Raw genomic sequence first — 13,939 nt, 5'->3', positions numbered from 1 at the left:
CGCTGCGCGCGACGGCATTACAATTTTCGGTCGGGACGGAGGAATGGTGCCGCAACTGATCGAACAGACGAATGACAGATCGAAAGTATGGAAGGACCAAGATCATTCCTCCCAGGTCCACACGGGGCGCGCACGGCCGATCACAGCCGATGCGGGTAGAACGCCGAAGTAGCGGCCATCCAGCGAGTCGTCAGACTGCCAATTCATGAGGAAGAGTTCGCCCTCGCCGACGGCTCGACAACCCTGCCAGTTCGGCAGAGGTCGGCCTCGCCCGTCGCGTTCTCGTGCCTCACCCATGACGATGGCGTCGACCGAGATTGAGACACCGTGCCTGCAAACCGTTTGTCCGGGCAGCGCCAGTACCCGCTTGAGCATGGGGACGCCGATTGGCAGATAGCCGTTCAGATCAAGAATGGTCGCAAGCGGCTCGGGTGGCCGAACCGCCACCAACTCTGTGACGTAAAACTCTTCGACGGATCGCAAGCGGTAGAGCCCAATCGCGACACTCGGCGATGCGTTCCAGATGTAGAGCGGGCTTATGTCTGCGATCACCGTTATGGCAAGCGCAGCCACTCCCGCAGATGTCATGGTCAGTGTCTTCAGGCCCCCCATCATCGCATGATCCTCTGCCGATGGAGCCAAGCCTGATGACGAGCCTTCGTATACGCGCGCGGGTTTTCGTTGACCGAGAGCCGGTTGTGAACGTGCTGCCAATGATCAGGGGCGACATCCGCCGGATTGATGCTAAGAGCCTCAATGGCGTCGATCGCCTGCAGCACCCGTTCGACTTTTTGCCAGCCGACCAGCCGCAGCAAACTCTCCGCCCCGGGCTTCACATAGGGCACGGTCGAGCAGCGCTGTCCCGGCGCGACCGCTCGCAAGACATCGACGCGCGAAATGAGTGTTCCAAAGTCGTTGGACGTCCAGCGGACGAAGGCAAAGATGCTGCCCGGCGCGAAAGACAGGATGCGCCGCGATTGATCGATCCTCTGCTCCTCAGCGATGCGACCGAAGCGAACACGATTCTCGATACGCTTCTCGAGCCACAGCACCTCTACTTGCGTGAGATCGCTCATGCAGCGGCTCCCTCGGTTTGGAGGCCACACTGTCGTTGACGAACGAGCCCATCACGGGCTTTGGAGCGGTCCGTTAGAAGAAATCCGAAGTATTTCCAGTTAGTAGAGTTAGAGCGCCAGGAAAGCGCGGAGAAACAAGCCCCTGGGCCCGATTCCGGTCCCTGATAGCACGAGGATCCGGTCCCCGATGGCACGAGGGTCGTGGTCCCCGATGGCACGAGCTGATTCACAGATTGTCCTCCGAGTTTGGAATGAGACCGCGCTTGCGAAGTCTCGCAAATAGCGCCGCCACGGCGATGGGCTTGAAGTTCGACAGTTCAGCCCCGTTCTGATCGCGCGTGGGGACTAGCTCGTAGCCGGGCATCTGCTGGCTGACCACTTCGCGCACATCGTATGCAAAGTGCTTGAGCGGAGAGAGGCCGCCGGACCTGGCATGGAGATGCACAAGGTCAAAGCTCCAGCCACTGCCTGATGACCGCCGTGCTGGCGGACGAGACGATAGAGCCATCGGTCAACTCCGCCCGTCAGATCGAAATAAGCGCGATCAACCGCCAGCACGAACGCATCATCGATGACGCCGGCATAGAACCAATCCGGCAGGATCAGTTCGAGCCCGAGTGGACGGCCGTTTGCATCGGCTGTCCCCCGCCACTCGTTGATCCACGAGAAACGATGACGCCGCCGCTCAGTCGGCTGACGGATCGACGTCATCACCGTCGTCGACTGCAGCCTGTCGAGACCGGCCTTCAGCCAGGCATAATCTCGCGCACTCGTCCCACGGCCCACAAACGTCAGAATCTCGTAAGGCGTTGCAGCCATCAACCGAGAGGTCCTTAAGCCGGCATCACGAGCTTCGACAATCTGGGACGCGGCCCAGATCAGTGCGTCAGCATCCCAAATAGTGGCCATGCCGTGCTCGGGCACGGTTTCGACGCGAATGGAGATTGACCCGGCACGAAAATCGATCGGCACAATCCGCTGCGTCTTTGCGAGCGAGAAGAACGGATATGCCTTCAGATCCTGCGCATCGCGGCGCGCCAGATCGCCGGGCAATGCCCGAAAGAGTTCGAGCTGATCGCGCTCGGAACGGTGTTTGTGCCGCATGATCTTTGCTTCCGACGTGAATCAGCGGCGTTCCTGGCCCGCATACGGGCGTAAGCCTGACTGCTTCTTGGCGGGCAACACCGTCCCCTTGCCGGGATCGGACGTCGACGTCTTGGCGCCGCGATCGGCCCAGGCTTTCAGATCGTCCAAAGCGTAGACGACACGTCCACCGATCTTCCGATAAGTCGGCCCAGTCCCGTACGTCCGATGCTTCTCTAGCGTGCGACCGGAGAGCCCGAGATAGCGCGCGGCCTCCGGGGTTCGCAGGAAGCGCGGTGGTAGACCAGCCATCAGATCGGGCATTTGAGAACTCCAGGGTGACACTCGCAGCGCGCGGCGGTGCCGGCTTGTGTGCGGTCATCATGGAGAAGGGCGATGTCGGAGGGGGATGCCGGAGATTGATCGGGCCGTTTTCGATCCCCCTAGAGAGAGGCGCTAGAAGTCTTTGCGCACCGGTCGCAATAGTTTGCGATAGCCGCCGCGCATTAACGCGGCGCCGCTCTGCACCAGACGGATAGTTCGATTGCGAAGATCGTGCGTTTTCCACGCACGATCGGGGACCCGCTTTTGGCCAAAGAGTGTTGCTGCGACGACGCGATAGGTGCCGCCGGCACCATGAACGTCGAGCGCACGCAGGGCGGCGCTCAAGCGCTCGCGCTTCTGCTGGGATAGCTCATGAAAGGCCTGGCCGGCCGGCCGTCCATTCATGGCGCGCCACAACCGTCGCGCTGCGTAGGCCCGCGCCTCGAAGTCGCGATCGAACGGCAACTCGGTCACGTAGTGGGCGCCGATACTCGGCGGTTCCCTCGACCAGACGCGATGGTCGACCGCGCCAATGCGCAGCACCGCGTGCCAACCATCATTCTCGCGGCGCAGCTGCCCGGCCGCAAGTTCAAGGGGTCGCGGAGATACGGCCATTTGATCGAGAGATGGCGGCGCTACTGCGATTGGAACGACTGTCGGAAGAACCTCGGGCGCCCAATAGATGGTCTCTTCCCCGAATGACCGCCGAGGGTCATGGGCGAAAGCAGATACCCCACTTCCTCCTGAATTCGGGCGTCACTTGACCGTCCTGGCTCCTCGCAATCATCGCGTCGTAATCGCGTTGATAATCCGTATTGCGACGCAGGCATTCCCAGGCGATGTCGGTAATTTCTGCATCTTGAAGGCTTCGGTAGGACTCCGGCGAGCGCCAGTCAAACTCAGGCATGACTTCATTCCATTGCACGCAACCAACAGAGATTGCGGCGCAATAATTGTGATCGATTCGGTTGTGGGAAGTCCCTATTTGAGCACCATGTGGTGCTCCAGGTGCACCACGGCTCAACGGGAGAAAGGGATTTTTAGCCAAGTCTTCGCGGGGATGGATTTCTTCTAATTTGTGCCCTTGCCACGAAATAGACGCCCCTGTTCGGACATCCACTTAGCGCGAGAAAGATGACTTCGGTAAGCGTTGAGGGCGCGGTCCGGCTCACTGTCTGGATCAATATGTAAGACTATTCGGGCTACTTCCCGCCAGTCAGCCCCCTCACCTTCCGCCTGCAGAAGCCGAACGTAAGTTATTGCGTGCTGCTCATCGTACGATGTCAGCGCGGGTTCGGTGGGAGCCAAGTCAGCCACGTTGGGATCGAGCGGCGGAGTCTGCATGATCTCACGGTTAGAAGACTAAGCCGAGTTTACTGGTGTAACGGCTCATGAAAACGCGCTTTGTTAAGTATATCGAGGTGCAATATACTGAGCAAGCGGCATCCTTTCTCGCATGGATCTGCGGGAGACATTCGCCACAAACTTGCGTCGTCTACGCAATGGCAAGGGATGGTCTCAAGACGAACTTGCGTTGGAAGCCAAGATAAGCCGGAGTTATTTGAGTCAGCTTGAAAAGGGCGTGTACCACGTCAGCATCAAGGTCATTGGTCGTCTCGCCGATAAGCTGGATGTCGAACCTGATGAGTTTTTAAAGCGAACCACTAAAAGAGCTCGCGCCAAATAGGCGCCGCTTGATTCGCGAGCCGGGCCGGAGGCCCGGCGGGCCCCCGGACGCAAGTATGCGTCCGCGCCGCCGATCTGGCTTGCCGGTCGGCGGCGACGCACCCCCTTAGGAGGAAAGCCGCGCAGCCCTACCGACTGCGCGACTTATCCCATTAGATGGCACGCTCCATCAAACGCTTTGCCTTGCCTTCGAGTTCAAGACGCGCGTCCTGATGAACCTTGCCGCGCGCGAACGCAGTAATCCCCTGCACGAAGTCGAAGATGCTTTCGGGCTTGCGGCGTTCCTCGCACAAGACTGTCTCGATGATCTTCGTGGCGTCGGACTTAGAGAACCCACCCTTACGCAGGAAAGTCTCGCGATCCTCGTCGGTCCGGGCAATGATCCGCTCCCGTGCGGCCTTGATTCCCGCCACGAACGGCCCTGGCGAGGAATTGGCAAAGCGGGTCAGTGCTGGCGCAGCTTCATGGGCAAACCGCTGCGCCGCGAATTTCGAATGCCGGATCGTGATTTCCTCGAAATTCTCCACGCCCCACAGGTTACGGTTCATGCAAACCGCTCGGAGATAGAAGCTCGCGATTCCCAGTGTTTTGCTGCCGACCTCGCTATTCCAGCAGTAAAATCCCCGGAAATACAAATCCGGTGACCCATCCGCCAAACGTCCTGCTTCGATTGGATTCATATCGTCGACCAGAAACAGAAAGACGTCCCGATCGCTGGCGTAAAGCGTCGTCGTCTCCTCGGTGATGTCGATCAGGGGATTGTAGGTCATGCTTGACCAATCTAGCACACCCGGGACCTTCCAGCGCGTATCACCCGTGCCAACGCCCGCGATCTTCATGACGGCAGCCACAAGCTCATGGTCCCAGATGCGGCCGTAGTCAGGTCCGGTGACTGCGCGAAGCTCGATCCATCCGTTTTCGGCCTCCAAGGTTTTCACGAGCTCGGCGCGATGGGACAGCAGGCCGTGTTGCAGGTTGATGGCCGATAGCGCGGCATGAAGTTGCCGCATGTAAGAGGTCGGTGCACCGACGAGCGTGCACAATTGACCAAAGCTCCAATGTGTCGGCGCCACGGTCTCGTCACGTCCCGGCACAACCAGAGCCAACCGCTCGGGATTGTCCCGACTCGCTTCCACCTTGATGGCCCGGCTTTCCACGGTTCGCGCTTGCGCACGCTCTGCGCGACCGCGTACCACGTCATAGAGGTCCGGGAGGTTCAGATAGCGTTCGTCATCTGGCCGAGCAAACCACTCGGACGATACGCGGCCGATCCGCTGGCCACGCGATACATCCACCCGGAAGCCCGCGGTGGCAGGCGGCTCGTTCTGAGACACAGACATCATGTTCACGGTCTTATTCCTTTGGGCCGAGGTTGAAGCGCAGCGCTGCGCTGCAACCCTGCCCGTCGGCGAGACCTGGGGTAGCAAGGGCCAGGGCGGCAGGACCGGAGGGGGATCACCCGCCCAAAAGGGGCGCGCTAATCGAGCGCGCGTCTGCACGCGCCCTGACGACCTTGGTCGTCAAGAGATCATGGCGCGGAAGTCCGGGGATACCGGTCCTGTCGGCACGCGTCAGCGTGCTTCACCCTTGCCCGCGCGAGGGCCGAGCCCTTAGCAATTCTCTTGAAGAGAAATGCTCTCCCCTGCTTCCCTGCATAGCGGCAAAAGAAACGCAAAAAAAGCCCCGCCTCCGGAGGAGGCGGGGCCGAGGATCTCCGGGGGGATCAGTCGCCGTTGTGGCGAGACCAGATCAGGATGAAGCCCTCCCCGCCTTCGACTTTCACCAGCGAGGCGTAGATCGGCGCCGGAAAGCTCGGATCGTCCAGCTTGACCGAGAGGTATTCGCGATCGCTGTCGCGGGCGGTCTTCTTCCAGGCCGCGCCGAACTCGGTCACGCCGGCAAAGATGCGGTAGTCGGGCGCCTTGTCGTTGTCCTTCTCGAAGGCGGCGAACCTGGCCTTGATGTTCAGTGTCAGCGTCTTGATCGAGCCGATGTAGCCGTTGTCCGCAGCGGTGAAGGTGCCGATGATAGCCATGGTAGTCTCCGTTGGTTGTTCGGGCCGCGTCCATCGCGGCCTCGATGGCGATCTTTGGCCCGGGGAGCGATCGGCCCGCAGCCGTCAGGCCCGCAGCACAGCGGAGGACGGCGATAAGCCTGCTTTTTTGTCTTCCGCGAGGAATGCCGCCTCTTCGCGGCAGGGAAAAAAGCAGGCGCAGCCGTTGCGGGAAGGCGATCGAGGCTCTTGCCGGTCCTCGGGCCTGATCAGCCCATTCGAGGTTGCGTTGGCCGCGCCCTTGAACGATCTGTCGGAAACAACATGACGGCCGGTGCTGGTGCTGCACAAGGACACCGCGGGATCAGTCGAACACTTGCTGACGATTGCGTATCAACGGCGGGAAAGACGTACCCGGCGCGAACATTGGCGCTCCCAAAAACATTCACTGCTGCTGGATCAAAGACACGTCGGGGGTCACGGCTCGATAGCAATCTCGACACCGTCGTCACTCCATAATTAAGTCGTCCGACCTCATCCACATCATCGCGGAAAAAGGTCGAGCGACACTGCACAGTTCTGGATGACGCAAGGCGACGGATACCAGGATCATACCCCCTCATCCAAGTCGGAGGCTCTCCGAGCAGCCGCCGCTTTACATCTATCGAAAATGGCCGCGCGCCGATCAGGCGCGCCGCCGAAATTTTGGAATGAGCCGGGCGGCACTCGCGGTCCCAATCCAAAATGTTACTCGGCTGCTTGCGAGAAGCCGTCACTCACGCTGGTTGATGTGTCTGTCCGCTCTTGCGGCTTCGCTGCCCTCAAGAACGTAGGCAGCCAATCGGTCGCCGCCAGCAGCTGCTCAGCAGCTTCGCCATATCAACTTTCTTCATATCAGGTACCCATGTGTTGACGTGGCATCAGGTTGTCCGCGCCACCACGGATCCTCATAACTGCCGCACTTTCCGCAGGCCCGCGGTCGAACCGAGGTCGGCCGAGCACGCGGTAAGTCCTGTATCAATCAAAGCCGGTCCGTCGCAGTGCGCATTCCCAATTCCAACACTCGAAATCGATCCGATACCTCAATGCACGGCCGCCAGCGAATCTGTCGGATGGGCCATTGATGATGCATCCAAAGCAGTTGACTGCCTGCTAGCGGGCCCAACCGACAACCGTGCGCCGAGACTTTTAACTATTTCCACCTTTTGGATTTCATCGATCAAAATTGCCTTTCCTCGAGCCTGCGCTCCAAGCCCTCCTTTTCGCGCGCTAATCTGGCCTATCACCGCTAGGCCGCGCCGCGCACTAGAGAGACAACATCTCCCACTGTAGAAGTCCCTGTGTGATCGGCGTCCACTCTCACTCCACGGACGAAATCTAGATCTTCCAAATCGGACGTAGTTCTTCTGAGATCGGCTCTTATTGCACCAAGCGGCACCCAGCAGTGAGATCAGACCTCCCACTTTCACCCCGCTCTCCGCTGCCTGCCCGCTATCCACCCGCTGGAACCTGGCCCGCGATGATGAGAGCAGACATGGCCGCAGCCTATCTGGACTTTGGAAACACAGGCGAGCTCGCGCGCGCAATCGGTCGAGGGCATGCACCGCCACCCGTCAGCTGGCGCGGAACAGGACGGCTGCGGCAGCCAGTTTGGTCGAAGGCGATCATGGACCAGTTTGCAGCGCCGATCGGGACAAGACATCTTCGAGAAGCGGAGGACCTATTATGCCTCGTATGATGTCATTTGATACAGCACCAACACTTCCTCGATATTGTCGACGAAAAATACTAGCGAACAATAGGATAGCCTATTATTTCGAGCCGCCAACCTGGGCTCGTCGACAGGGCTGCGGTTTAGGCCCTGAAGCGTTAGGAAGCGATTACGCCAGTGCCGTCGAGCGGGTGGATAAAGTTCTCTTGCCCGCGTTCGAAAGTTGGCGCTCGCGGGGCTTAAGTGACATGATCGCCGCCTCTCCCGAACCGGGCACGTTCGATTGGCTAGTCAGCATCTTCCAGGCTCACCAGAAGTGGGACGAAATCGACAGCAACACTCAGCGTCAGTACAGGAAAAGCCTCGCACTCTTCGCCAATCACGAGTTGAAAGATGGAAGTCGTGTTGGGTCGAAGCAATTGTCCGATTTCACAAAGGCCTTCGTCGACGCAGTCTATGGAAAGCTGCTAGTAGTAACAAAAGTAGGTAGCAATGGAGAGGTAATCGTCCGCGAACGTCGACGTTATGCAAATGTGGCCATGGCGAGCTGCCGGCGCGCCTGGTTCGTTGGCCAGCGCGCCCAGGAAAAGATGGTACCGGCGAGCAATCCATTTTCACGGATGGGACTAAAATCAAGTGCACCCGGACGGCCAATACGGCCCACGCCGACCGCAACGTGGGATGAACTTGTCGCTTTCAGAGCCGCCGCGACAAAGCTTGACTACCGCTCGATCGGAACTGCTGCTTTGTTGGCATGGGAGTGGTTACAGCGGGAGCAGCACGTCTTCGGCGCCTTCGACATTTCGCACTATCGCCCAAGCGAGCGACCAAATAGCGTCAGGATCGTGCATCCAAAGAATGGAGAGGAAGCCTGGTGGCCGCTGCTAGACGAAACGGACGCCCCTCTCTTTCCCGAACTTATGGAAGAGCTCGACGAGATTAAAAAGACCTCGCTCTCGGGCCTGGTATTCCGACGCGACCATGCCCATCGCCGGTCAGAAACCCCGCTTCCATGGATTACCCCACGCAAAGACCTGCGCTATCTGCGCAGCGTGGTAAAGAAGATAATCGCGGAGGCTGGCCTTCGTCAGGAACTTTCCTTTACTTCCTTCCGGCACGGAGGATTCACCGAAGGCGCCGACAGCGATCTCACGGATGCAGAGTTGCGCGCCGCTGGCCGTCATAGATCGAGCCGCCAACTGCCAACCTACGCCAAGCGCACCGGAAAGCAATTGATCAGAGCCACCAAGAAACGTCGCGAGGAGCGGGCAAGATCGCTCTTTGTTCGACTAAATGCCAATCATCCCTTGGAATGAAGGTGTATCGGGCGACCGCGGCATCTAACGAATGTAAATGAAATGATCGCCTATTTTCCCGTCCAGACCGGCTTCCTCTTCTCGCCGAACGCCTTCAGGCCTTCCTTCGCGTCCTCGGTCATTGCGAGCAGCGCGATCTGGCTTTCGGTGTAGGCGATGCTCTCGTCGAACGACATCGAGGCGATGGCGCGCATGGCATACTTGCCGCGACGGATCGCGGTCGGAGATTTGTCAACGATGCGGCCGATCAGCCAGTCGACCTTGGCATCCAACTCAGCTGTGGGCACCACGTAGTTGAGCAGGCCCGCAGCTTGCGCCGCTCTCGCGTCGAACGGCTCGCCGGTGAGAGCCCATTCGTTGACGAGTCGCGGCGGCGCGATGCTCTGCAACAGGCTCAGCACCTGCATCGGGAATACGCCGACCTTCACCTCCGGCAGGCCGAAGATGACGTGATCGGCCGCAATCGCCATGTCGGTCATGCACAACAGGCCCATGCCGCCGGCCATGCAGACGCCACCGACCCGCGCAATCGCCGGCTTCGTCGCGTTCTGCGACAACCGCAGCAGATCGGCATAGTCGACATTCGGCTTGGAATGATCCATCGCGAACGCCGCGCCGGAATTCTGCAAGTCGGCGCCGGCGCAGAACGCCTTGTCGCCTGCCCCCGTCAGCACGATGACGCGGACGTCCTTGTCGTCATGCGCGTCGCGATAGCCTTTGGTGATGCCGGCGATGACCTCGCCGTTCAGCGCGTTGCGCTTCTCCGGCCGGTTGATGGTGATCCAGAACGCCTGCCCACGCTTTTCGGTGATGATTGCTGTGGTGTCGGTCATGGTACGCTCGCTTCCTTGCTCCCGTTTGCAGCCATTTGCGGCAGCTCGGGCGGCAGGCGCAAGGGCAATCTGTAGCGAGGCCTTGCTTTAGCGCCTCGACACAAATTGGCGGGCGAGCGAAGCGTGCGCTCAGGCCGAGACCGTTTTCCTGATCCAGACCTTGTTGTCGTGGAATGCAGCTCCCCCGATCGGCGCGATCGTATCGGCTCCAGTCAGCACGTTGATGCCGCGGCCGCCGATATGATTCTTGTTCGGGTGAACGGATTCCGCGATCAGCACGCCGCGCCGCACGCCGTCGAACAGCGTTGCGAGCAGCGTGGTTTCGCCGCGGGTGTTGCCGAGCGTCACGGCGTCGCCGTCGGCGATGTCGAGCGCGGCCGCATCCAGCGGATGGATCATCACGCTCGCTCTGCCTTCGCGCGCCTGCGAGGACGGCGTCTCGTTGAAGGTGGTGTTGAGGAAGCTGCGCGATGGACTGGTCGCGAGCCGGAACGGGTGGGCTTGATCGGTATGCTCGATCACCGCCCAATGGTCCGGCAGCGACGGCATCTTGTCGAAATCGCCCATCGTCTGGCCGAACGGCGGATGCGCCCAATCGGCCTTGAAATGGAATTTCTTGTCGGCATGGGCAAAGCCGTCGAGATAATGCGAGGTCCTGAAGTCCGGTTGCAGGTCGCGCCAGATGTCGGCTTCGAGACCAGCGATATCGCCGTGGTTGCTGAGCTTCAGCGTCGCGTCGATCAATTCGCGCGGCGTCATCTCGAAGCCCGGATGCTTCGCGCCAAGCCGCGGCGCCAGCGCCTGCATGACCTGATGGTTGGAGCGGCATTCGCCGCGCGGGTCGATCAGCTTCGGCCCGACCGAGATGTGCTGGTGGCCGCCGCCGTAATAGAGATCGTCATGCTCCATGAACATGGTCGCCGGCAGCACGATGTCGGCCATCTCGGCCGTCTCGGTCATAAACTGCTCGTGCACCGCCACGAACAGATCCTCGCGCGCAAACCCCTGACGCACCAGCGCCTGCTCCGGTGCCACCGTCATCGGATTGGTGTTCTGGATCAGCATCGCCTTGATCGGCCCCTTGCCGAGCAAGGCTTCGGCGTCGCCGGTAAGAATGCGACCGACCTGCGACTGGTCGAGCGCCCGCGTGGTCTTATCGATCGCGTCGTGGCCCTCGATGAGGGATTCATTGAAATGCCACAGCGCGTAATTGTTGAAGAAGGCGCCACCGCCTTCATACTGCCAGGCGCCGGTCACCGCGGGAACGCAGAGCGCCGCATGCATTTGCGTGGCGCCGTTGCGCGAGCGGGTGAAGCCGTAGCCGAGCCGGAAGAAGGTCCGCTTGGTCTCGCCGACCAGTTTCGCGAAGGCCTCGATCTCGGACACCGGCACGCCGCAGATCGCGGACGCCCACTCCGGCGTGCGCGTCTTCAGATGCGCCTCGAGCTCATCGGGGCAGTCCGTGTACTTGTCCATATAGGCGCGGTCGGCGTAGCCATCGCGGAACAGGACATGCATCACGCCGCACGCGAAGGCGCCATCGGTGCCGGGCCGCAGGATGATCTTGATGTCAGCCTGCTTCATGGTCTCGTTGTCGTAGATGTCGACAGCGGCAATCTTGGCGCCGCGCTCCTTGCGAGCACGGGCAGCATGCGTCATCACGTTGACCTGCGTGTTGACCGGGTTGGTGCCCCAGATCACGACGAGATCGGAGAGCGCCATCTCGCGCGGATCCACGCCGGCAATCTTGCCGGTGCCGATCGCGAACCCGATGCGCCCGACATTGGCGCAGATGGTCTGATAGAAGCGCGAGTATTTCTTCACATGCGTGAGGCGATTGAGGCCGTCGCGCATCACCAGCCCCATCGTGCCGGCGTAGTAATAAGGCCAGATCGATTCCGCGCCGTACTCGCGCTCGGCCTGGTTGAAGCGATCCGCGATCTCGTCCAGCGCCTCGTCCCAGGAGATCCGTGCGAACTGCCCGGAGCCCTTCGGCCCGGTGCGGCGCATCGGATACATCAGCCGCTCGGGGTGATGGATGCGCTCGGCGTAACGGGCGACCTTGGCGCAGACGACGCCAGCCGTGTAGGTCTGCTTTTTCGAACCTCGGACGCGGCCAATGCTGCGGCCTTCGATCACCTCGATATCGAGCGCGCAGGCCGAGGGGCAGTCATGCGGACAGGTCGAATGGCGGATTTCGATCTTGGCGTGCTGGTTCATGTCCAAATTCGTAACACCAAAATAACGGGCAGCCGAGGGCATTTATCCGGCAATGCCCATGCGATTTGCTCAAATCGCGCGCGCCCGCGGTTCCTGCCGCGCCTGCGAAATGCTGCGGGATCACACCGAAAACCGCCCGATATTCCCTGTTCGACCAGCTTTGTGAGGCGTCGACAGTCCACGTTCCCTGCCGCTACAGTGCCAGCCAACAAGAAAGACATCAGGGAGGTGGGCATAATGGCCCGACGTTTTATGCTGGCGCCGGCCGTAAGCCTGTTCGCCGCACTCTCGGCATCCCCCTCATTCGCACAGGATTACCCGACCCACGCCGTCCGGATCGTGGTGCCCTTTGGCGCCGGCGGGCCGGCGGACGTCGCGGCTCGGCTGATCGGCAACGTACTCCAGGAGAGCTTTGGCCAGCCCTTCGTGGTCGAGAACCGCACCGGCGCGGGCGGCGTCATCGGCACGGTCGAAGCGGCAAAGTCGCCGGCCGACGGCTACACGCTTTTGATGATGTCCAACACCCAGACCGCGAATGAATCGCTCCTGACGCCGGACAAGCGCAAATACGAGCTGATGCGCGACCTCGCGCCGATCGCGCCGGTGAACTACTCCGACCTCGTCATCGTGGTGAACCCGCAGGTTCCGGCGAAGACTCTTCAGGAGTTCATCGCGCTCGCCAAATCGCAGCCGGGCAAGCTGAACTACGCCTCCTCCGGCCAGGGCACGCCCTATCACATGGCCGGCGAGCTGTTCAAAGCCATGGCCGGCATCGATGTGGTCCACGTGCCCTATCGCAACAGCGGCGAGGCGCGCAGCGGCGTGATCGGTGGACAGGTGCAGATGATGATCGACGCCGTGCCGGCGATGGCGCCGAATATCGACGAGAACCAGGTCCGCGCGCTCGCGACCACCGGCAAGGAGCGCTCGGCCGTGCTGCCGAACGTGCCGACCGCGGGCGAAGCCGGCGTCGCAGGCTATGAGGCGACGATCTGGCTTGGCCTGATGGCCCCGGCCGGCACGCCGAAGCCCGTCATCGACAAGCTCAATGCCGCCGTGAACGCAATGGTGAAGCGACCGGACATCGTAAAGCTCTGGACCGAGCAGGGTGCCGTACCCATGTCCATGACACCGGAGGAATTCGACAAATTCCTTCGCGGCGATATCGAGAAATGGGCCGATGTCGTCAAGAAGTTCGACAAGTCCTGAGGCCGTAGAGCGATCATGCCGACCATTCAATTTCAGCTCAACGGCGCGGCGATGACCGTGGAGGCCGATCCCGACCAGACGCTGCTCGATGTGCTGCGCGGCCGGCTCGGCGTCACGGGCGCGCATTTCGGCTGCGGAGCCGGTGAGTGCGGGGCCTGTTACGTCATGGTCGGCGACCGCGCGATGGCCTCCTGCGACATGCCGATGTGGTCAGTGGCGGACAAGAACGTCGTCACGGTGGAGGGCCTCGGCACGGCCGAGCAGCCGCATCCGCTGCAACGCGCCTTCGTCTCCGAGCAGGCGATGCAATGCGGCTATTGCGTCTCGGGGATCCTGATCAGCGCGGCGGCGCTGCTGAAGCGCAATCCCTCGCCGACGGAGACCGAGGTCAGAGCCGCGCTCGATCGCAATCTTTGCCGCTGCGGATCGCATAATCGCATGGTCCGCGCCGTGCTGCGCGCGGCAGCGGAGACAGCGACGTCATGAGT

At 61.0% G+C, this 13,939-nt stretch carries 14 protein-coding genes and 1 pseudogene; 4 read left to right on the top strand and 11 right to left on the bottom strand.

Translation table 11 applies throughout. The annotated features are described in order from the left end of the window. Window positions 1-102: 102 nt before the first annotated feature. The 7 genes and pseudogenes from ABIB99_RS26290 to ABIB99_RS26260 form a co-directional block, all read right to left on the bottom strand. Window positions 103-615, bottom strand: a complete 513-nt coding sequence (locus ABIB99_RS26290; protein WP_038958605.1) for a S26 family signal peptidase — start codon at window positions 613-615, stop codon at window positions 103-105. Next, window positions 612-1,076, bottom strand: a complete 465-nt coding sequence (locus tag ABIB99_RS26285; RefSeq protein WP_038958604.1) for a DUF2840 domain-containing protein — start codon at window positions 1,074-1,076, stop codon at window positions 612-614. Before ABIB99_RS26285 ends, ABIB99_RS26290 begins: the two co-directional genes overlap by 4 nt. Before the next feature lie 226 nt (window positions 1,077-1,302). Next, a pseudogene (locus tag ABIB99_RS26280) lies at window positions 1,303-2,180 on the bottom strand (replication initiator protein A). A gap of 21 nt (window positions 2,181-2,201) precedes the next feature. Beyond that, complete coding sequence (locus ABIB99_RS26275; RefSeq protein ID WP_038958603.1) at window positions 2,202-2,483, bottom strand: helix-turn-helix transcriptional regulator; 282 nt, start codon at window positions 2,481-2,483, stop codon at window positions 2,202-2,204. Between the two features lie 132 nt (window positions 2,484-2,615). Beyond that, the gene (locus ABIB99_RS26270) at window positions 2,616-3,098 is read right to left on the bottom strand and encodes a DUF2285 domain-containing protein (RefSeq protein ID WP_080584124.1); all 483 of its coding nucleotides are present in this window, start codon (window positions 3,096-3,098) and stop codon (window positions 2,616-2,618) included. A gap of 97 nt (window positions 3,099-3,195) precedes the next feature. Then, window positions 3,196-3,390, bottom strand: a complete 195-nt coding sequence (locus tag ABIB99_RS26265) for a transcriptional regulator domain-containing protein (protein ID WP_038958601.1) — start codon at window positions 3,388-3,390, stop codon at window positions 3,196-3,198. Between the two features lie 164 nt (window positions 3,391-3,554). After that, complete coding sequence (locus ABIB99_RS26260) at window positions 3,555-3,827, bottom strand: DUF2285 domain-containing protein (RefSeq protein ID WP_080584123.1); 273 nt, start codon at window positions 3,825-3,827, stop codon at window positions 3,555-3,557. A 112-nt stretch (window positions 3,828-3,939) separates the two neighbouring features. On the opposite strand from ABIB99_RS26260, the gene ABIB99_RS26255 reads away from it, so the two are divergent. Next, entirely contained in the window at window positions 3,940-4,170 is a 231-nt protein-coding gene (locus ABIB99_RS26255) for a helix-turn-helix domain-containing protein (protein WP_038958600.1), read from the top strand. Window positions 4,171-4,321: 151 nt separating this feature from the next. On the opposite strand, the gene ABIB99_RS26250 is transcribed toward ABIB99_RS26255, so the two are convergent. Both ABIB99_RS26250 and ABIB99_RS26245 read right to left on the bottom strand, forming a co-directional pair. Beyond that, window positions 4,322-5,512: a DUF932 domain-containing protein gene (locus tag ABIB99_RS26250; protein ID WP_247303291.1), complete on the bottom strand. Its 1,191-nt coding sequence runs from the start codon at window positions 5,510-5,512 to the stop codon at window positions 4,322-4,324. A gap of 380 nt (window positions 5,513-5,892) precedes the next feature. Further along, a complete protein-coding gene (locus tag ABIB99_RS26245) occupies window positions 5,893-6,204 on the bottom strand; it encodes a DUF736 domain-containing protein (protein ID WP_038958597.1) in 312 nt (103 codons plus the stop codon). Window positions 6,205-8,121: 1,917 nt separating this feature from the next. Between ABIB99_RS26245 and ABIB99_RS26240 the strand changes: the two genes are divergently transcribed. Next, window positions 8,122-9,189 (top strand): site-specific integrase, encoded by a 1,068-nt coding sequence (locus ABIB99_RS26240; RefSeq protein WP_247303224.1) that lies wholly within the window; start codon window positions 8,122-8,124, stop codon window positions 9,187-9,189. A 50-nt stretch (window positions 9,190-9,239) separates the two neighbouring features. Here the strand turns inward: ABIB99_RS26240 and ABIB99_RS26235 are convergent, their stop codons facing one another. Both ABIB99_RS26235 and ABIB99_RS26230 read right to left on the bottom strand, forming a co-directional pair. Then, window positions 9,240-10,022, bottom strand: a complete 783-nt coding sequence (locus ABIB99_RS26235; protein WP_208087826.1) for an enoyl-CoA hydratase/isomerase family protein — start codon at window positions 10,020-10,022, stop codon at window positions 9,240-9,242. A gap of 129 nt (window positions 10,023-10,151) precedes the next feature. Further along, window positions 10,152-12,242 carry a molybdopterin oxidoreductase family protein gene (locus ABIB99_RS26230; protein ID WP_247303226.1) on the bottom strand — a complete coding sequence of 697 codons (2,091 nt, stop codon included), beginning with the start codon at window positions 12,240-12,242 and terminating at the stop codon, window positions 10,152-10,154. 237 nt (window positions 12,243-12,479) lie between these two features. On the opposite strand from ABIB99_RS26230, the gene ABIB99_RS26225 reads away from it, so the two are divergent. Continuing rightward, window positions 12,480-13,451, top strand: coding sequence for a Bug family tripartite tricarboxylate transporter substrate binding protein (locus ABIB99_RS26225; protein ID WP_247303228.1), 972 nt, complete (start codon window positions 12,480-12,482; stop codon window positions 13,449-13,451). 15 nt (window positions 13,452-13,466) lie between these two features. Beyond that, window positions 13,467-13,937, top strand: a complete 471-nt coding sequence (locus tag ABIB99_RS26220) for a (2Fe-2S)-binding protein (RefSeq protein ID WP_247303230.1) — start codon at window positions 13,467-13,469, stop codon at window positions 13,935-13,937. Window positions 13,938-13,939: the final 2 nt, after the last annotated feature.

Origin of the sequence: Bradyrhizobium sp. LA6.1, assembly GCF_040547805.1 — a bacterium.
GTDB lineage: Bacteria > Pseudomonadota > Alphaproteobacteria > Rhizobiales > Xanthobacteraceae > Bradyrhizobium > Bradyrhizobium barranii.
Note: the sequence above shows the minus strand (reverse complement) of the source record. Positions and strands in the feature narration are given on the sequence as shown.